At 57.9% G+C, this 18,417-nt stretch carries 15 protein-coding genes; 5 read left to right on the top strand and 10 right to left on the bottom strand.

Annotated elements, in window-relative coordinates:
- Window positions 1-56: 56 nt before the first annotated feature.
- Complete coding sequence (locus tag WA845_RS22365) at window positions 57-569, top strand: RNA pyrophosphohydrolase (RefSeq protein ID WP_022557006.1); 513 nt, start codon at window positions 57-59, stop codon at window positions 567-569.
- Window positions 570-600: 31 nt separating this feature from the next.
- Here WA845_RS22365 and bfr read toward each other — a convergent pair whose 3' ends face one another.
- The 4 genes from bfr to WA845_RS22345 all read right to left on the bottom strand — a co-directional run bounded on the left by bfr (window position 601) and on the right by WA845_RS22345 (window position 3,700).
- Entirely contained in the window at window positions 601-1,092 is a 492-nt protein-coding gene (bfr, locus tag WA845_RS22360; RefSeq protein WP_004444094.1) for a bacterioferritin, read from the bottom strand.
- Complete coding sequence (locus WA845_RS22355; RefSeq protein WP_004444092.1) at window positions 1,058-1,369, bottom strand: (2Fe-2S)-binding protein; 312 nt, start codon at window positions 1,367-1,369, stop codon at window positions 1,058-1,060. Before WA845_RS22355 ends, bfr begins: the two co-directional genes overlap by 35 nt.
- Window positions 1,370-1,635: 266 nt before the next feature.
- Window positions 1,636-2,361 carry an acetoacetyl-CoA reductase gene (gene phbB / locus WA845_RS22350; protein WP_112553098.1) on the bottom strand — a complete coding sequence of 242 codons (726 nt, stop codon included), beginning with the start codon at window positions 2,359-2,361 and terminating at the stop codon, window positions 1,636-1,638.
- Window positions 2,362-2,518: 157 nt separating this feature from the next.
- Window positions 2,519-3,700 carry an acetyl-CoA C-acyltransferase gene (locus tag WA845_RS22345; protein ID WP_112553100.1) on the bottom strand — a complete coding sequence of 394 codons (1,182 nt, stop codon included), beginning with the start codon at window positions 3,698-3,700 and terminating at the stop codon, window positions 2,519-2,521.
- A gap of 243 nt (window positions 3,701-3,943) precedes the next feature.
- On the opposite strand from WA845_RS22345, the gene phaR reads away from it, so the two are divergent.
- The gene (phaR, locus tag WA845_RS22340; protein ID WP_004444083.1) at window positions 3,944-4,519 is read left to right on the top strand and encodes a polyhydroxyalkanoate synthesis repressor PhaR; all 576 of its coding nucleotides are present in this window, start codon (window positions 3,944-3,946) and stop codon (window positions 4,517-4,519) included.
- A gap of 61 nt (window positions 4,520-4,580) precedes the next feature.
- Here the strand turns inward: phaR and WA845_RS22335 are convergent, their stop codons facing one another.
- Entirely contained in the window at window positions 4,581-5,957 is a 1,377-nt protein-coding gene (locus WA845_RS22335) for an MFS transporter (RefSeq protein ID WP_337322578.1), read from the bottom strand.
- Between the two features lie 105 nt (window positions 5,958-6,062).
- On the bottom strand, window positions 6,063-10,823 hold the full coding sequence (locus WA845_RS22330; RefSeq protein ID WP_112553104.1) for an NAD-glutamate dehydrogenase domain-containing protein: 4,761 nt from the start codon (window positions 10,821-10,823) through the stop codon (window positions 6,063-6,065).
- 541 nt (window positions 10,824-11,364) lie between these two features.
- Here WA845_RS22330 and WA845_RS22325 point away from each other — a divergent pair.
- The gene (locus WA845_RS22325; RefSeq protein ID WP_004444078.1) at window positions 11,365-11,934 is read left to right on the top strand and encodes a CarD family transcriptional regulator; all 570 of its coding nucleotides are present in this window, start codon (window positions 11,365-11,367) and stop codon (window positions 11,932-11,934) included.
- Between the two features lie 71 nt (window positions 11,935-12,005).
- On the opposite strand, the gene WA845_RS22320 is transcribed toward WA845_RS22325, so the two are convergent.
- Window positions 12,006-12,509: a L,D-transpeptidase family protein gene (locus tag WA845_RS22320; RefSeq protein WP_112553267.1), complete on the bottom strand. Its 504-nt coding sequence runs from the start codon at window positions 12,507-12,509 to the stop codon at window positions 12,006-12,008.
- 183 nt (window positions 12,510-12,692) lie between these two features.
- On the opposite strand from WA845_RS22320, the gene WA845_RS22315 reads away from it, so the two are divergent.
- Together WA845_RS22315 and WA845_RS22310 are read left to right on the top strand one after the other, a co-directional pair.
- Window positions 12,693-13,376 carry a response regulator transcription factor gene (locus tag WA845_RS22315; protein WP_004444073.1) on the top strand — a complete coding sequence of 228 codons (684 nt, stop codon included), beginning with the start codon at window positions 12,693-12,695 and terminating at the stop codon, window positions 13,374-13,376.
- 118 nt (window positions 13,377-13,494) lie between these two features.
- The gene (locus WA845_RS22310; RefSeq protein WP_004444071.1) at window positions 13,495-13,950 is read left to right on the top strand and encodes a cyclic nucleotide-binding domain-containing protein; all 456 of its coding nucleotides are present in this window, start codon (window positions 13,495-13,497) and stop codon (window positions 13,948-13,950) included.
- A gap of 32 nt (window positions 13,951-13,982) precedes the next feature.
- Here WA845_RS22310 and WA845_RS22305 read toward each other — a convergent pair whose 3' ends face one another.
- From WA845_RS22305 to WA845_RS22295, 3 genes are all read right to left on the bottom strand, one after another.
- On the bottom strand, window positions 13,983-14,786 hold the full coding sequence (locus tag WA845_RS22305; protein WP_004444069.1) for an exodeoxyribonuclease III: 804 nt from the start codon (window positions 14,784-14,786) through the stop codon (window positions 13,983-13,985).
- A 158-nt stretch (window positions 14,787-14,944) separates the two neighbouring features.
- Window positions 14,945-15,670 carry an outer-membrane lipoprotein carrier protein LolA gene (locus WA845_RS22300; RefSeq protein WP_162719094.1) on the bottom strand — a complete coding sequence of 242 codons (726 nt, stop codon included), beginning with the start codon at window positions 15,668-15,670 and terminating at the stop codon, window positions 14,945-14,947.
- Window positions 15,671-15,717: 47 nt separating this feature from the next.
- The gene (locus tag WA845_RS22295) at window positions 15,718-18,381 is read right to left on the bottom strand and encodes a DNA translocase FtsK 4TM domain-containing protein (RefSeq protein ID WP_162719095.1); all 2,664 of its coding nucleotides are present in this window, start codon (window positions 18,379-18,381) and stop codon (window positions 15,718-15,720) included.
- Between the last annotated feature and the right edge of the window lie 36 nt (window positions 18,382-18,417).

The raw sequence follows: 18,417 nt of genomic DNA, 5'->3' as shown, positions 1-18,417 counted from the left end.
ACCTTGCCTGCGGCCATTTCCGCGCCCTTGTGGCGCTCAGACAATGCGGGAAACCCATGACAATCAAAGCAGAAGATTTGCCCTATCGTCCCTGTGCGGGGATGATGGTTCTGAACGCCGAAGGCCTGGTGTGGGCCGGCCGGCGCATCAAGGAAGGCAATTCCGAATATGATGGCTCGCCGCATTTGTGGCAGATGCCACAGGGGGGGATTGATGAGGGCGAGCGGCCTCTGGCTGCGGCCATTCGCGAGCTTCACGAAGAGACGGGAATGAAAACGGTGCGGCTGCTGGCGGAAGCGAGCGACTGGATCCACTACGATCTTCCGCCGGAACTGATCGGCATCGGATTGAGGGGTAAATATCGCGGCCAGGCACAGCGCTGGTTCGCATTCCGGTTCGAAGGCGACGAAAGCGAAATCCAGATCGATCCGCCACCGACGGGGCACGCAGCCGAATTCGATGCCTGGGACTGGAAGCCGATGGAGAGCCTGCCTGAACTCATCGTTCCGTTCAAGCGCGGCGTCTACGAGAAAGTGGTTGCCGAATTCCGGCACCTTTCCGATAAATAAAAAGGCGGCCGCCGGCCGCCTTTTCCGTATTTTAGTGGTCTTCCGCTTCGTTGGCGGAATCCGCATTGAGCTGGCCGTATTTTTCTTCGCCGATCTTGCCGAGCAGTTCGAGTTGGGTCTCGAGGAAGTCGATATGACCCTCCTCGTCGATCAGCAGCGTTTCGAACAGCTTCATCGAAACGTAGTCGCCGGCCTCATGACAGATATCGCGGGATTTCTTATAAGACGCCCGTGCATCATATTCACCAGCAAGGTCGGCTTCGAGCACTTCCTTGACATTCTGTCCGATGCGCAGGGGAGCAACGGTCTGGAGGTTGGGATGGCCCTCCAGGAAGATGATCCGGTCGATAAGCTTGTCTGCGTGCTGCATCTCTTCGATGGATTCCGCACGCTCCTTCTTGGCAAGCTTGGTGTAACCCCAGTCATTCAGAAGCCGGTAATGAAGCCAATACTGGTTTACTGCACCGAGTTCGAGAAAAAGGGCTTCGTTAAGCCGCTCGATGACTCTTTTGTCGCCTTTCAATGTCCGCTCTCCTGTTCTCTTCGTGGAATCGCTTCAGGCGGGACATAAAATCAAAAACATCGGCCTCAGTCGAGTGCCGACGGGCGTGATATTCTTCCGTGGTTTTGATAATCAGGTCGACAACGGTCGGAAAGCAGCCACAGCAGCGACCGCGCTTTTCCATGGCATGATACACTTTTGCGGGAACGATAAGCTGCCAACAGTCCTCATCGAGGAGCTCGTTGATAACGTCCTTGATCTCATGATCGGTGATGTAATTGCAGCTGCAAACCAGCATGATGGACTGCCTGTATGACGCAACACGTTGTTTTCGTTCTTAAACCAAAACAGGACAGCGAATGTCAAGAAAAACCTCTTTTCAAATTCATAACGATTTTCTAGACTCGTTCTAAACTATACGAAAAATGTCGTATTTTCATTGGTTTAGCTGCTTCTTTTTTACGTCCTGTTTTGCTCAAGTTTTCGTGCGCGCCAAAATGTGCTGTCACGATATCACGAGAAGTTTACTGATCTGAACCGGCCGGAGCAGCAGGCGTGTAAATGTCAGGCGAAATATTGACCGCCATTCGCCGTCATTGTGGAACCGGTGATAAAGCCAGCCTCGTCCGAGACGAGAAACAGGACGCAACGCGCGATCTCCTCCGGTTCCCCAAGCCGTCCGATGGGGATTTGTGGCACGATCCGCTCGGCCAGAACCTTCTCCGGGATCGCTCTCACCATTTCCGTGCCGATATAGCCGGGGCAGATGGCGTTGACGGTGATATTGCGGCTTGCGCCCTCCTGCGCGAGCGCCTTGGTGAAGCCGATGTCACCGGCTTTCGACGCGGAGTAATTGACCTGGCCCGCCTGACCCTTCTGTCCATTGATGGAGGAAATATTGACGATGCGGCCGAAACCGCGCTCCCGCATGCCCGGCCAGACGGGGTGGGTCATGTTGAAGACGCCGGTGAGGTTCGTGTCGATGACATCACGCCACTGCTGCGGTGTCATCTTGTGAAACATGGTGTCACGGGTGATGCCGGCATTGTTGACGAGGATTTCGACCGGCCCGAGGGTTTCCTCCACCTTCGCGATACCGTTGACGCACGCGTCGTAGTCGCGCACGTCCCACTGGAACGCAGGAATGCCTGTCTCCGTCTGGAATGTCTCGGCCCGGTCCGTCGTGAAGGCATAGTTGACGGCCACCCGATAGCCGGTTGCCTGCAGGGCGCGGGCGATGGCGGCACCTATACCGCTCGTCCCGCCGGAAATCAAAGCAACCCGGCTCATCTAGGCCTCCATGACCTGTCATTGAAGCGCCTGCAGTTGTGCAGGTGCTTGTTCATCGTGCTCAACCGCCACAGAAATGCGGCCAATGGGAGGCCGCTTCTATCCTATTGTCCGCTGAACCGGAATTGCTTTTTGGCAAGTGCGGGCGGCCCGCGCGTCAGAGCGCCTCGATGCACATGGCTACACCCATGCCGCCGCCGATGCAGAGTGTCGCAAGACCCTTGGATACGTTACGGCGGCGCATCTCGTAAATCAGGGTGTTCAGGACGCGGGCGCCCGAAGCGCCGATCGGATGGCCGATGGCAATCGCTCCGCCGTTGACGTTGACGATATCAGGATCAAGGCCAAGCTCGCGCACGACGGCACAGGACTGGGCTGCAAACGCTTCGTTGGCTTCGACGAGGCCGATATCGCCTATCGACCAGCCGGCCTTGGCCAAGGCCTTGCGGGAGGCGGGAATGGGGCCGGTACCCATGATCTGCGGATCGACGCCCGCCGTCGCCCAGGAGGCAATACGGGCCAGTGGCTTGATGCCGCGCTTTTCTGCTTCCTGTTCCGACATCAAAAGCGTGGCGGCTGCGCCGTCGTTCAGACCTGAGGCGTTCCCCGCCGTCACGGTGCCCTCCTTGTCGAAGGCAGGGCGCAACTTGGCCATCGTTTCCAGCGAGGCGCCGGCGCGGATATGTTCATCGGCGTCGATGACGATATCGGCCTTGCGGCCCTTCACGGTGAAAGCGACGATTTCGTCCACGAAACGTCCGGCAGCCTGTGCGGCTTCAGCCTTGTTTTGCGATGAGACCGCAAACTGGTCCTGCTCATCCCGGGAGAGTTGCCACTGGCGGGCTATGTTTTCAGCGGTGATGCCCATGTGATAGCCGTAAAAGGCGTCGGTCAGGCCGTCCTTCAGCATGGTGTCGATCATCTTGAAGTCGCCCATTTTCACGCCGCCACGCAAATGGGCGCAGTGAGGTGCCATGGACATGGATTCCTGACCGCCGGCGATGACAATGCCCGCATCACCCGTCAAGATTTGCTGCATGCCGAGGGCCACGGCGCGCAGTCCCGAGCCGCAGAGCTGGTTGAGGCCGAAAGCGGTCGCTTCCTGCGGAATGCCTGCCTTCATTGCCGCTTGCCGCGCCGGGTTCTGCCCTTCGCCCGCGGTTAGCACCTGACCGAGAATGACTTCATCAATTTCGTTCGCCGCAACGCCGGCACGTTCAAGCACAGCACTGATAACGGTCGCGCCGAGTTCGTGGGCTGGCGTATTGGCAAAGTGGCCATTGAAAGAACCGACGGCGGTGCGCGCAGCGCTGGCAATCACGATTGAAGGCAGGGTCATTTGTTTTCTCCTCACTTGTGGGCGGAGACTGGCAAAGCTTTCAATCCAAGTCAAATGACGAAAGTTGCTTTAAAAGATATTGCTAAATCACGTTGGAATCTTGCTAAAAATTGCTGCGCAAAAAACAAACTGTTGCGATGCACAAAACATTTGTCAGACAGCGCATTTTGCGCATACACTTTGCGCCGGGAAGAGCAATAACACCAAAAAACAAAAAAATACCATCATCGCGAGGAGGCGGGCATGGCGAAACACGACGGCGAAACGATCATTAAAAAATACGCCAATCGGCGGCTCTACAATACGGGCACCAGCACCTATGTGACGCTTGATGATCTGGCGCAGATGGTCAAGCGTGGTGAAGACTTCAAGGTTCAGGACGCGAAGTCATCCGAAGACATCACGCACGCCGTGCTGACGCAGATCATCGTCGAACAGGAGGCCAAAACCGGCAATACGCTGTTGCCGACGGCGTTTCTGCGTCAATTGATCTCCTATTATGGCGACCAGATGCAGATGGTCGTGCCGACATTTCTCGAACATTCCATGAAGACCTTTTCCGACCAGCAGAGCCAGATGCAGGAGCATATGGCCAAGGCTTTCGGTGACGGCTCGCTCGCCCGCAATTTTCAGGCGCCATTGCAGATGATGGAAGAGCAGATCCGCCGTAATACGGAACTGTTCCGGCAGGCGATGCAGGGTTTTACGCCTTTTGCAATGCCACAGGCGCCGAAAGAGGCCCGCAAGCCGAATGCATCCGAAATCGATGAGCTGAAGGCGCAGCTGCGCGCATTGCAGCAAAAGCTCGACCAGCTCTGACGCTATCCTCTGCGCGCCGATGCCGGATTGACCAGACCGCATCGGCTGCTGCCTCGCGCTTTCAGCTTGCCGTTCTTTCCGGCACGCGCAGCAAAAGCAGAAATCCGGACCCCAGAAACAGGATGAGCGAGGCCATGCCAATGTGAGCAGAGCCGCTCATATAGGTTGCCATGGAAAACGACAGCGTCGCCATGAAGCTGGTCGCGCGTCCGGAGAGCGCGTAAATTCCAAAGTAGCGGCCTGCCTCCGCCACGGTGATATTGCGGGCGAGATAAGAGCGGGACGACGCCTGAACCGGGCCGAAGGCAAGGCCGATCAGTACTCCATACAACAGATAGGCTTTTTCGGCGCCCGTCGCGAAAATACTGCCATCGTCCGCCGTCGACAAGTGTATCAGGCCGAACAGGGTGGAGCCCTTTTCGGTGGAGACGATGCCGAGCGTGGCTGCGAGCAGAAGCACGAGGCTGATGAGGATGGTGACGCGCGATCCAAGTCTCTGGTCAACTCGCCCGGCGGCAAAGCACCCTGCGATGGCGACGACGTTGAGCAGAATTCCAAAGAGGCCGATTTCCATCGTCGCCCAGCCGAACATGCCGGCGGCGAAGGCGCCGCCGAGAATGAGAACGCCGTTGACGCCATCCTGATAAAGCATGCGTGCGATCAGAAACCGCGACAGCATCGGGCGGTGGCGCAATTCGCGCAACGTGGTCTTCAGTTCCCCCAATCCCGAGCGGATTGCCGCTGCAAAGGGCAGACCTTTTTCAGCATCGGGGGTCAGCAGAAACATCGGCAGGATGAAGATGAGATACCAGAGCGCAGCGAGCGGACCGGTTATTCTCGCATCCTCACCGGTTGCGGGATCGAGGCCGAACAGAGGCTTGATGCCGGCGATGGTTACACCGGTTTGTGGATTGGCCGCCAGCAGCGTCACCACGGCGATCAGCACCACCATACCGCCGAGATAACCGAGCCCCCAGGCGAGATTGGAAATGCGCCCGACATTTTGCGGGTTGGTGAGCCGCGGCATCATGGAATCGTTGAAGACGATCGAGAACTCCGCCGCGATGGAAGCGAGGATCATGCAGACGATTGGCAGGATGAGCGGCGAACCGGGTGCGGCAAGCCAAAGGAAAGAGAGGCTGACGATCTTGATGGCGGCAAAAAAGGCGATCCACGGCTTGCGTGCGCCGGACTGGTCGGCAATGGAGCCAAGGATAGGGGAGAAGAGGGCGATGATGATCGACGATACCGTCGCCACATTGCTCCATGTCGCCTGCGCCGCAATGGGATCGTCGGTGAGGCGGGCGACGAAATAGGGCCCGAAAACGAAGGTCGTGACAACCGTGAAAAACGGTTGCGCCGCCCAGTCGAACATCACCCAGCCCCAGATGCCGCGTTTGGCAGTGACTGCTTGCGCATTTGGGGCTGGGCTAGTCATTCATCGTCCTATCGGAAATTGGGACATAAACGGCGCGATGCCGGTGCATCGTCTTGTCTGGCGCCATCCGGGTGGTGACCGGATGGCGTTTTTAAAGGCGGCCAATCAGCGTGCCTGAACGATATCGCCAAGCAGGCCCGCCGCCACGGTGAGCCGCGCGAGGTTTGTATCGCCGCTCTCGCTGAGTGCGCCGAGTTCGGAGACGATACGATTGACCCGCACGCGATCCGCCGCATACCAGGCCTGAACCGGATCCTTTTCCCTGGCATATTCTGTCAGGGCGGAGATAACGATCCGGCGTCTCGATGAGGAAATCTGGTCCTGGCTGCGCAGGAGAGCCAGGCTCTCGTAGTGATCCGCCGGTGTGATGCGCTGGCTGGCATCCAGCAGGCGCGCGACACGGAAGGTCGAGGAGACGGTGGCGTAGCTTTCAGCGGCGCGCGCGAGCGTTGTGCCCGCACTCTCGGCGATGCGCATGATTTCAGGCACATAGACGAGCAGCGAGAGCGTATCGAGTTCCTCCAGAAGAGCGGAAGGAACCCCGTCGATTTCCGTGATGCCGAGTTCGCGGCGATATTTCGCCGCTGCCGGTGACAGCGTCTTGATCGCGGTTTTCAGGCGCTCGATTTCCGTCGCCATGTCGCCCGGGGTCGCACCCGCGCTCCCGGTTTGCAGATAGAGCCTGCTCGCATCCGTGAAGATACGCGTGATCGTGGCATAAAGCCCATTCTGAACTTCGCCCCCGATCTGGCCGTCAAGCGCATCGACCTCGCTCCACAGTCGTTTGAGACCGAAGCCATCTTCAACGATTACCGCTGCCTTGACGACATCGGCCGCAAGCAGACCACTTGCATCGGCAAGTTTCTGCACGAAGCCGGGGCCGCCGCGATTGACCACGGCATTGGCAAGTGCGGTCGCGACGATTTCGCGATGCAGGCGATGCGATTTGATATCATCGGCATAGTTCTTCTGCATCTTGGCCGGAAAATAATCGACCAGCAGATGCTGGAGATAGGGTTCGTCGGGAAGCGTGCTTGCCACCAGTGCATCAAACAAAGTGAGCTTGGCATAGGACAGGAGCACCCCGATCTCTGGCCGGGTCAGCGGTTTGCCGGTGGCGTATCTCTCGCTGAACTCGGCATTGTTGGGCAGGGTTTCGACCTTGCGGTTCAGTTGCCCGGTTGCCTCCAGTGCGCTCATCAGGCGGCCAAGTTCTTCCCGGTTTGAAAGGCCCAGCCGCTCGGTCAGCGAGATCGCCAGCGATTGCAGGTAGTTGTTGCGCAATACCAGCTGCGCCACCTCAGGCGTCATGGAGGCGAGAAGCTGGTTACGCTTCGGCATCGTCAGGCGACCGCTATTGACGGCGGAGGCGAGTGCGATCTTGATATTGACCTCGACGTCTGAGGAGTTCACGCCTGCCGAGTTGTCGATGGCGTCGGAATTGCAGCGCCCGCCCGAAAGCGCATAGGCGATGCGCCCCTTCTGGGTGATACCGAGATTGGCGCCTTCGCCGATGACCTTGGCGCGCACCTCCGTGGCGTTGACGCGGATGGGGTCGTTTGCCCTGTCGCCCACCTCGGCATTCGTTTCCACCGCCGCCTTGATGTAGGTGCCGATGCCGCCGAACCAGAGGAGATCGGCCGGGGCCTTGAGGATGGCGGTCATGATTTCGAACGGTGTGGCGACTGACTTGTCGATGCCGATGGCCGCCACGGCTTCCGGAGTCAGCGTCACCGATTTTTCTGAGCGCGAAATGATCATCGCACCGGCAGAGAGAGCCGAACGGTCATAATCCTGCCAGCTGGAACGCGGCAATTCGAACAGCCGCCTGCGCTCGGCGAAGGATTTGTCGGTATCGGGATCCGGATCAATGAAGATATCGCGGTGGTCGAAGGCGGCGATAAGCCTGATCTTCTCCGACAGCAGCATGCCGTTACCGAAGACGTCGCCGGACATATCGCCCACACCCGCCACCGTGAAGGGTGTGGTCTGGATGTCGGTGTTCATCTCCCGGAAATGGCGCTTGACCGTCTCCCACGCGCCACGCGCGGTGATGCCCATCTTCTTGTGGTCGTAACCGGCCGAACCGCCCGATGCAAAGGCATCGTCCAGCCAGAAGCCGGCTTCATGGGCAAGGCCGTTTGCCGTATCGGAGAAGGTGGCCGTTCCTTTGTCGGCGGCGACGACGAAATAGGGGTCGTCACCATCGAGCCGCAATGTGTCAGCCGGCGGCACGATGGCGTCGTCGACAATATTATCGGTGATGGACAGCAGTGTGCGGATATAGGTCTTATAGGCCTCGCGGCCGGCATTGAAGACCTCGTCGCGGGAGCCGCCGGCGGGCAGGTTCTTCGGGAAGAAACCGCCCTTGGCGCCGACGGGAACGATGACCGCGTTCTTTACCTGCTGCGCCTTGACAAGACCGAGCACCTCCGTGCGGTAATCCTGGCCGCGATCCGACCAGCGCAGACCACCGCGTGCAACCTTGCCGAAGCGCAGATGCACGCCTTCGACCTCCGTTCCGTAAACGAAGATTTCGCGGAAGGGGCGCGGATCGGGCAGGCCGTCCAGATGTTTGGGATCGAATTTGAATGCCAGAATGTCACGCGGCGTGCCGTCGGCATTTTTCTGGAAGTAATTGGTGCGCAGGGTTGCATCGATGGCGTTGACGTAACGCCGGAGGGTGCGGTCCTCATCGAGATTGGGAACGCCGCTCAGGGCTGCTTCGATTGCCTTATGAATTTCCGCGAGTTTCTTCAGCCGCTTCTTCTCTTCGATGGATGGATCGAAGCCGGCCTTGAACAGTGCGAAAATATTCCTGGAGATGTCAGGATATTTATAGAGCGTTTCGGAGATATGTTCCTGCGAATAGACGATTCCGGTCTGGCGCAGGTACCGCGCGTAGGCGCGCAGCACCGAGACTTCGCGCACTGTGAGACCGCAGGCAAGGATCAGGCGGTTGAAGTTGTCATTGTCCACCTCTCCTGAAAAAGCAGCAAGGAAAGCTTCTTCGAGTTTCTGTCCGTAATGCGGCAGGTCGAGTGTCGTGCTGGCCGCGACCGATAGTTCCATGTCGTGCAGCACGATGTCGTGCTTTTCGCCATCCGCCACGACGCCGATATCGAAAGTGCGCTCGCTGATGACGTTAAAACCAAGATTTTCGAGCAGCGGAACACGTCGTGAAAGCGGAAGATGGCCTTCGCGGTGGAAAATCTTCAGGGATAGCGTTCCCGCCGGCTGGCCTTCCTGCTGATAGAATTCAATGCGGACCGGGTCGCCTTTCACGGCGGCCAGAATATCAGGCATGTCGCCGATCGCCTCTTCGGGCGTGAAAGCTTCCTGATAGGCCTGATCCACTTCCAGCACCGGTGCGCCCGGTTCGGACAGGGAGACGAAGTGATCTATCCAGCGTGCCGCAATATCGCTGACGGCATCTTCGAGCTTGTCCTGGGCGATGCGGGGCGTCTTGCCTTCCGTGCGGCCGACAATGAAATGGACGCGAGCAACGGCGCCTTCGGGGAAGGCAGGATAATAGGCCGATATATGCCCGTCATAGACCCTGCTCAGATAATCGCCGATCTTCTCGCGCACATAGGAATTATACTCCTCGCGCGGAACGAAGATGATGGCCGAAACGAAGCGGTCGAAACGGTCTATACGTGCGAGCACGCGCACACGCGGACGGTCGCTGAGCTCCATGATCTGCTCGATGAAGCGGATCAGAAGGTCGGTTTCGATCTGGAAAAGATCGTCACGCGGATAGGCTTCCAGCGTGTTCTGCAGGATGCGGCCCGAATGGCTGTTTGGATCGAAGCCGAAATGCCGCTCGACTTCCGAGACCTTGGCGCGCAGCAAGGGAATTTGCTTGACCGAACGCGTATAGGCGGTGGCGGTGAAAAGGCCGACGATGCGCAGCTCACCAACGACATTGCCGTCCTCGTCGAAGCGCTTGATACCGATATAGTCCATATAGGCGCGACGATGCACGATGGACTTCACATTAGCCTTGGTAACGATGAGGAAATCCGGGCCATCGAGGAAGGCAAGGATTTCCGGTGTCGTCGTCACGGCATTCTTGCCGAGTCGCAGCACGCGGACATCCGGGTCGCTGAGGCTGCCGAGGCCGACGCCGTCACCGCGCTCGATCTTCGCGTTCTTCCCCTTGCCGGAATAGGTGTAGTCACGCATGCCCAGGAAGGTGAAATTGTCGTTGCGAAGCCAGTTGAGGAATTCGACCGCCTCCGTCCGTTCGGCCTTGCGCCGCGACGAGCCGCGTTTCGACAGTTCATCCAACGCCTCGTCTAGCTTCGCCAGCATGGGCCGCCAGTCGCGATAGGCCGATTCCACCTGTTTCAGCACGAAGCGAAGCCGCTCTTCCAGAGCCGAGGCTCCCTGCTGCGAAAGCGGTGCGATGTGCAGCTGGATAAGACTTATATTGCCGGCCGGATCATCATCGGGCTCGGCAAGGCGGTAACCACCCTTCGCATCATCGTCTCGGACGAGGATCGGGTGCACGGCAAGATAAAGACCACGATAACTGCTGGTGACTTCGCCCATAACAGAATCGTAGAGGAAGGGCATGTTGCGGCCGATAATGGTCAGAACCGTTACCGGCACGTCCCGCGGGGAAACACCCTCGACTTGGGAAATGCTGATATGAGGGGTGTCCCCGGTCCATCGCGAAAGCGCCTGGAAACTGTGGGCGGCACTCGCCGCCAGCATCTCGGCGGAATAATATTCTATATCGTCGACACTTGCCCTTCCATAAAGAATACCAGGATCAAGAAATTCGACATTTTCGGCAATTGCCTGCTGGCGCGCTTTTTCGATCTGTTTTTCGCGTTTTGGATTGTTTCTGTAGCCCATTTGACGTGGATTCCTCCAAAAATCACACTTTAATATAAAAAAGCATCGCCAATTTGCGGATTTTGCCTTTTCAGTCGAATCGGATATTGGCGTGGAATTACGAAGAGTTTAAGAGGCTATCGTGTTTCTTCAGGCGGTAAGTGAAATTTTTTTGCTTCTTTTCTCGCGAGGCTCAGTTTAGAAGCATACGACAGTATTTTTGCGGCTAATTTTTAAGCGGTTCTTGAGCCGCAATGTGATGTTGCGGCCACGGTTGAAGCAAATTATTGATTTGCGCCTATTTTTGTGGTACACCAACAACACTGATCCACAGCGCGGCATTTGTGTGCCCAAAAACACCACGAAAGCAACACCTCTTTTGCACGCGGTTTCCGTGACATATCGAGCGTTTACGTTATCGAACCCCGCGAGGCGGGAAGGTGTATTTTTGCGTGCATGGCTGGACCAGTGCGGAATCACCTGACGGTTCCCCCGTCTCATCAGGGCCTGACCGACCCAACCCCGGCATCCCCGGGTATGTAACAGGGAGTTTTTAGAACGAATGACGACCCAGCAGAAGAAATCTCCAGCACATCACGGCTTTAAAACCGGTGAAGCGATTGTGTATCCCGCTCATGGTGTCGGTACCATTTCTGCCATCGAGGAACAAGAAGTCGCCGGCATGAAGCTTGAGCTTTTTGTCATTGATTTCGAAAAAGACAAGATGCGTCTTAAAGTTCCCGTCGCCAAAGCCGTCAGCATCGGCATGCGCAAGCTTTCCGAAGGCGATTTTGTCGAGCGGGCGCTGAAAGTGGTGCAGGGCAAGGCACGTGTGAAGCGTACCATGTGGTCGCGCCGTGCGCAGGAATATGATGCGAAGATCAACTCCGGCGATCTCATCGCGATCGCGGAAGTCGTTCGCGATCTCTACCGCGCGGAAAACCAGCCTGAGCAGTCCTATTCCGAGCGCCAGCTTTACGAAGCCGCTCTCGACCGCATGGCGCGCGAAATCGCCGCTGTCAACAAGATGTCCGAAACCGAGGCTGTTCGCCTGGTGGAAGTTAACCTTGCCAAGGGCCCCAAGCGCGGCAAGGCTGTCGAAGAAGACGATTCTCAGGACGAAGCCGCGTAATCGCCGGCCTCTTCCTTCTAAAAAAACCCGCCTTTATGGCGGGTTTTTTGTTGTCAAAGTGCCGGCTTAATTCACAAGATGCGGATTTTCGTGCCTTTGCGCAGATGCGGCAGGACGCGCCGCATGTCGCGGGGATGCAGTGCTACGCAACCTGCTGTCGGTTCATATCCCGGCCTAATCATATGCATGAAGATTGCCGAGCCGCGATTGCGGCTTCTTGAGCTGACGTTCCAGTCCAGCACGAGACAGACATCGTAAAGGCCATCTGTGCGCATCATGTCCTCGTGGCTCGGCGCGAAAGGTGCTTTGACCAGCCTGTTATAATTGGGGTTGCCGGGCTCATCACACCACAGCATCGATTTCCGCGTGCGTTGCATCGGCAGGGCAGTCGTGATGGCGGACATGCGGTCGCCGCGATAAAAGCCATGCAGCAGGCGGGTCACGGAAATCGGCGACTTTCCGTCACCTTCCCGTTTTCGTGCAGTCCGGCCATTGCGCCCGATGGCAGCCGGAAATGTGAGATGGCCGAGCTGAACGATGGCCCGGTTGATTTTCAAAGGAGCTGGCCGAACCATGAGCGTTGATGCGCGTTTACGTTGTTCTACGGGACGTTTGCTCATGTTTTTCACGAGATTTTGCTTTGCAGGTTATTTAACGTGAAGTCATAGCACTTCATCATGTGATGGCAATGGGTTGACCTTTTACCGGCAAACCGCTGAATTGGCTGACGATTAAAGTAAGAAAGGCTGAGAATCCGAATGACGGCTCGCACTATCCTTCTCGTGGACGATGACGACGATCTTCGGGAGACGCTGACCGAGCAATTGTCTCCCTATGAGGAATTCTCGCTGTTGAGCGGCGCAAACGCCGCACAGGCGATGCAGACCGCCAAAACTTCGCAGGTCGATCTACTCATCATGGATGTCGGCCTTCCCGACATGGATGGCCGCGAAGCCGTGAAGCTTTTGCGCAAGGGCGGCTTCAAGGCGCCCATCATCATGCTCACGGGTCACGATACGGATTCGGACACGATCCTCGGCCTTGAGGCTGGCGCCAATGACTATGTGACAAAGCCTTTCCGCTTCGCCGTGCTTCTCGCCCGCATCCGGGCCCAGTTGCGTCAATATGAACAGAGCGAGGATGCGGTCTTCACCGTTGGTCCTTATCAGTTCAAGCCCAGCCAGAAGCTCCTGACGACCGAAGACGGCAAGAAAATCCGGCTGACGGAAAAAGAGGCCGCGATCATTCGTTATCTCTACCGGGCAGGCAGCACGGTCGTGACGCGTGACGTCCTGCTGGAAGAGGTCTGGGGTTACAATTCCGGGGTCACGACCCACACGCTCGAAACGCACGTTTATCGGCTGCGTCAGAAGATCGAGCGGGATCCTTCCAATGCCGAGATTCTCGTAACCGAGAACGGCGGCTACAAGATCGTCCCCTGATAGACCCCCGGGGAGTCCCCCCGAGTTGTTGAGCATTGCTCTAGCACCTTGTGTTTTGAAGGCCGATATTGGAAAACCGCTATAGCAACGCAGGCGGTTTTCCGGAGTAACAATCGACATGGCCTTGACCGACGATATCATGCTGCTGGGGCAAGTGCCGTTGTTTGCGGGCTTCAGTGATGATCAGCTGCGGCTCATCGCCTTCGGCGCAGAGCGCCGGCGTGTCGCGGCGGGACAGACCTTGTTTCGCGAACACTCCCCTGCCGAATGCGCCTTTGCCGTGACGTCAGGTCATTTCGAGCTTTTTTCAGCCGGCCGGGACGGTAAGCCTGTGCTGCAGGCAACGCCCGGAAAGGGCGCCCTGCTTTCGGAACTTGCGCTTTTTACCCTTTGCGAAAGAAAATTTACTGCCGTGGCTGCGGAGGATTCCGAAGTCATCCGGATAACGCGCATTCTCTTTCACCGCCTGGTGGAAGAGTTTCCTGAGGTCGCCGACATCGTTTCGGCGCGCATTCGCGACAATATCGCGTCTCTGGCCGCCGGTGCCGCCCGTTTGCAGAACCGCTTCATGTGACCGCGCGCCAGATTACCGCGTCCGGCATTGGTTCAAAACCGGAAATGGGCGGTGACTGGAACGTGATCCGACGGTCGGTTCCAGCCGCGGGCTTCCCGCAATATCTCGATCCTGTCAAGCGACGGGCCGAGATCCTGAGACGACCAGATGTGATCGAGGCGGCGGCCGCGATCAGCCGCTTCCCAGTCCTTGGCGCGGTAACTCCACCACGTATAGATTTTTTCCGTCGCCGGCACATTCAGCCGCATCAGATCAAGCCAGTTGCCCTTCTTCATGATGTCCAGCATACCCTCGGTTTCCACCGGCGTGTGGCTGACGATCTTGAGAAGCTGCTTGTGCGACCAGACATCATTCTCGAGCGGCGCTATATTGAGGTCGCCGACGAGGATGGAAGAGGTACCGGGCACGCCATCGGCACGCAATGCCTTCATTTCCTCAATGAAATCCAGCTTGTGGCCGAATTTCGGATTGATTGAGCGATCAGGTTCGTCGCCGCCTGCCGGAACATAAAAATTATGGAGCCGGATGCGGCGCGATCCCACCTGGACAATCGCGGAAATATGGCGCGCGTCGCCAATTCCGCAGTAATCCTGCCGATGATCTTCCGTCAGCGGGATTTTCGAGGCGATGGCGACGCCATGATAGCCCTTCTGGCCGTGAATGATCACGTGCTCGTAACCCAGCGCCTTCAACGGCTTCATCGGAAACTCGCCATTCGGGCACTTGGTTTCCTGCAGGCAGAGAATGTCGGGTTTGTAACGCACCAGAAACTGCTCGACGATTGGCATTCTGAGCCTGACGGAGTTGATGTTCCAGGTGGTTATCGAAAACGACATACATGAGCTCCGCTTTTATCGCCTCGAAGCATGGCCTCAAGGCTGTTTCCGGGGCGCAGGCTTATAACATCGTGATGAAAACGGGAATGTATTTTAGCGGCAAAATCAAAAAGGCGGCCTGAGAGCCGCCTTCACAGAGCATACATCGACAGGAAGCGTCAGCCGCGCTTGCGTACTTCTTCATAATTGATGTTGAAGACGCGTTCATCGAGGTTCACGCCGGTTTGAACGTTGAAGATCATGACGGTCGTGTCCTTGTTCTGGGCGTCCGTCGTGGTCCATTGCCGCAGATCGAACGTCTTCGGGTCGAACATCAGCGTGATGGTGGAATCGCCGAACACGCTCTTGTCACCGAGGACGATGGTGGTCAGGTCAGATTCTTCCTTCACATCCCGGACCTTCTGGTTGCTGAGATCGATCTTGTCGGAGAGAAGCAGGCTGAGCGGAGTCTTCGACAGTGGATAGAGATCCCATGTCTTCAGCTTCATATTGCCGATGACGACATTCTTGCCGTCGGAGATGACGCGCATCGGCGAGGGGTCTTCATAATTGAAGCGGAGCTTGCCTGGCCGTTCGATGTAGAACTTGCCGCCGGTCTGTTCCCCGCGCGGGCCGAACTGCACGAATTCACCCATCATGGTTTTTACCGACGAAAAGTGGTTCGCGATCTTCTGTGCCGTTGCGGTATTGCCGGCTGCCTGGGCAAAGGCGTCGAGCGGCGAGATGCCAGCGATCACGGCAGCCATGGAAAATGCCGTCAGCACCCCACGCCGCGTCACGCCATTTTGCGCTGGGCTTGCATTGGCCGTTTCGCCGGTGGTCAGGTCGTTCATTCTGTTCTCCTTCATCGCAGCGATTGTCCGCGAAAAACGCGGCGGCTTCATGACGTGAAAGCGTGTAATAACGCTTCTCGGCGCCGCTTGGTTGCGGATTAGCGCTCGATGATATCTGCTTCCGTGGGAACGAGGATTTCGCGTTTCCCGGCGTGGTTGGCGGGGCCGATAATGCCTTCCTGCTCCATGCGTTCGATCAGCGATGCCGCGCGGTTGTAACCGATGCCGAGACGACGCTGCACATAGGAGGTGGAGGCTTTGCCATCGCGAAGTACGACGGCCACGGCCTGATCGTAGGGGTCCTCGGAATCCGAGAAGCTGCCGCCGCCGGCCGGGCTTGCGCCAGCGCCGTCCTCGTCTTCTTCTTCGGTAATCGCTTCGAGATACTCAGGCGACCCTTGTGTCTTCAGATAGGAAACGATCTCTTCCACTTCATTGTCGGAAACGAAGGGCCCGTGCACACGCTGGATGCGTCCGCCGCCCGCCATGTAAAGCATGTCACCCATGCCGAGCAGCTGTTCGGCGCCCTGCTCTCCAAGGATCGTGCGACTGTCGATCTTCGAGGTGACCTGGAACGAGATGCGGGTCGGGAAGTTGGCCTTGATCGTGCCGGTGATGACATCAACGGAGGGGCGCTGGGTGGCCATGATGACATGGATGCCGGCAGCACGCGCCATCTGCGCCAAACGCTGCACCGCGCCTTCGATATCCTTGCCGGCGACCATCATCAGGTCGGCCATCTCGTCGATGATGACGACGATATAGGGCAGGGGCTTCAGATCGAACTCTTCCGTTTCGTAGATTGCCTCGCCGGTCTGGCGGTCGAAACCGGTCTGCACCGTGCGGGTGAGGATTTCGCCCTTGTCGAGCGCCTGCTGCACGCGGCTGTTAAAGCCGTCGATATTGCGCACACCGATCTTCGACATCTTCTTGTAGCGTTCCTCCATCTCGCGCACCGTCCATTTGAGCGCGACGACCGCCTTTTTCGGATCCGTTACGACGGGAGAAAGCAGGTGCGGAATGCCGTCATAGATCGACAGTTCCAGCATTTTCGGGTCGATCATGATCAGGCGGCACTGTTCCGGCGACATGCGGTAAAGCAGCGACAGGATCATGGTGTTGATGGCAACGGACTTGCCCGAACCGGTGGTGCCTGCAACGAGCAGGTGCGGCATCTTGGCGAGATCGGCGATGACGGGTTCGCCGCCGATGGTCTTGCCGAGCGCCATGGCAAGCTTGGCTTTGCTGTTTTCGAAATCGCGGCTGCCGATCAGTTCGCGCAGGAACACGGTTTCGCGGGTCTGGTTCGGCAGTTCGATGCCGATGGCATTGCGGCCGGGAACAACGGCCACGCGGGCGGCGATCGCGCTCATGGAGCGGGCGATATCATCCGCGAGGCCGATGACACGCGACGATTTGATGCCGGGGGCCGGTTCCAGCTCGTAAAGTGTGACGACCGGGCCGGGGCGGACATGAATGATTTCACCCTTGACGCCGAAGTCTTCAAGAACCCCCTCGAGAAGACGGGCGTTCTGCTCGAGCACCTCTTCGCTTAGCGTATTGTCGCGAACAATGTTCTTGGGCTCCGCCAGAAGATGAACGGTAGGAAGCTGGAAACCGTCTGCGGCGATGAAAGAGGCCTGTGCTTCGCGTGCCACACGCTCACTGGGCTTCGGGCGTGCCGAAGGAGCGGTTATTTTCGTCTGTCCGCGTCCCGGCGCCTGTCGGGCAGTGAATTTCTGGTCGATGTCGTCATCGGAAAGGATGCCACTTGGCAGGCGGGCCTCGTCAGTACCGAAGGACGACTCGCCGTCCCCATCGTCTTCATGACTGGGCGCGATGGAGGGAGGAGACATCTGGCGACGCGATGCAGTTCGTTCTTCGAAAGAGGGTTCCGCGCGCTGGTCGAGACGGTTGATCGCAGTCTTGAGGCGCGACGGCTCGTTTAGCGTGCCGAATTCATACTCGTTGAAATCATAGGGGTGTTCGAATTCGTCATGCAGCGATTTCGACTTCAGGCCGAACAGGCGACGAAAACGGGCCTGGGTGATGTACCAGTAGTGCGTCAGTGCGCCGAAGGCGAGAATATTGGCGAAGAAACCCTCGCCATCATCCTCGTCGTCCTCTTCCGCCTCGCGGACGGCGCGGGCCTTGCTGACGGCCGGTGCGGGTTCTTCACGCTCCAGTTCATCGTCCAGACCGCCGACAATGCCCGCGGCAAACAGCATGAGCCAGGCAGCCGGCGCGGCGAATATTACCCCAAGTATCGTCGCAACGGTGCCAGTGGGATAAGCGCCGATGAATAGGGCGGGGAAGCGAAGGATCATGTCGCCGATCACGCCGCCGATGCCGTTCGGCAGCGGCCAGGTGACGGGAGCCGGAAAGCAGCCGAGGGACGCGGCGCAGACGATCGCGCCTGCGATCCAGGCCACGAGGCGGGCGGGTATGCGCTGCAGTTTGCGGCCGGCGATCAGGGCGATCGCCCATGCAATGACCGGCAGCAGGGATATGATGGCCGAAAGCCCGAGGAACTGCATAACGATGTCCGCGAAGATCGCGCCGCCGTAGCCCAGGAGATTGGTTGGTTGGTTTCCTGTGGCATAGGACAGGCTCGGATCCGCCACATTCCACGTCGCGAGCGCGGCGATACCGAGTGCAATCGTGGCAAGCAGAGCGAAACCGGCCAGAGCCATAATCTGCCGCACGAAAAACGCCGTCAGCACAAAACGTGTGTGACGACCATCGAATGTCGGAGAATGCATTCTGCCCATGTCCCTGAACCCGTCATTTTTTGGTTT

Source organism: Agrobacterium sp. CMT1, assembly GCF_037203725.1.
Lineage (GTDB): Bacteria > Pseudomonadota > Alphaproteobacteria > Rhizobiales > Rhizobiaceae > Agrobacterium > Agrobacterium pusense.
This window is presented reverse-complemented; position numbering and strand designations above follow the sequence as displayed.

What these genes read in the sequence shown, in the direction of transcription:
- WA845_RS22365 (WP_022557006.1), top strand. Translation starts at nt 57, where the DNA reads ATGACAATCAAAGCAGAAGATTTGCCCTATCGTCCCTGTGCGGGGATG.
- WA845_RS22355 (WP_004444092.1), bottom strand. Translation starts at nt 1,369, where the DNA reads ATGCTGGTTTGCAGCTGCAATTACATCACCGATCATGAGATCAAGGAC.
- phbB (WP_112553098.1), bottom strand. Translation starts at nt 2,361, where the DNA reads ATGAGCCGGGTTGCTTTGATTTCCGGCGGGACGAGCGGTATAGGTGCC.
- WA845_RS22345 (WP_112553100.1), bottom strand. Translation starts at nt 3,700, where the DNA reads ATGACCCTGCCTTCAATCGTGATTGCCAGCGCTGCGCGCACCGCCGTC.
- phaR (WP_004444083.1), top strand. Translation starts at nt 3,944, where the DNA reads ATGGCGAAACACGACGGCGAAACGATCATTAAAAAATACGCCAATCGG.
- WA845_RS22335 (WP_337322578.1), bottom strand. Translation starts at nt 5,957, where the DNA reads ATGACTAGCCCAGCCCCAAATGCGCAAGCAGTCACTGCCAAACGCGGC.
- WA845_RS22330 (WP_112553104.1), bottom strand. Translation starts at nt 10,823, where the DNA reads ATGGGCTACAGAAACAATCCAAAACGCGAAAAACAGATCGAAAAAGCG.
- WA845_RS22325 (WP_004444078.1), top strand. Translation starts at nt 11,365, where the DNA reads ATGACGACCCAGCAGAAGAAATCTCCAGCACATCACGGCTTTAAAACC.
- WA845_RS22320 (WP_112553267.1), bottom strand. Translation starts at nt 12,509, where the DNA reads ATGGTTCGGCCAGCTCCTTTGAAAATCAACCGGGCCATCGTTCAGCTC.
- WA845_RS22315 (WP_004444073.1), top strand. Translation starts at nt 12,693, where the DNA reads ATGACGGCTCGCACTATCCTTCTCGTGGACGATGACGACGATCTTCGG.
- WA845_RS22310 (WP_004444071.1), top strand. Translation starts at nt 13,495, where the DNA reads ATGGCCTTGACCGACGATATCATGCTGCTGGGGCAAGTGCCGTTGTTT.
- WA845_RS22305 (WP_004444069.1), bottom strand. Translation starts at nt 14,786, where the DNA reads ATGTCGTTTTCGATAACCACCTGGAACATCAACTCCGTCAGGCTCAGA.
- WA845_RS22300 (WP_162719094.1), bottom strand. Translation starts at nt 15,670, where the DNA reads ATGAAGCCGCCGCGTTTTTCGCGGACAATCGCTGCGATGAAGGAGAAC.
- WA845_RS22295 (WP_162719095.1), bottom strand. Translation starts at nt 18,381, where the DNA reads ATGCATTCTCCGACATTCGATGGTCGTCACACACGTTTTGTGCTGACG.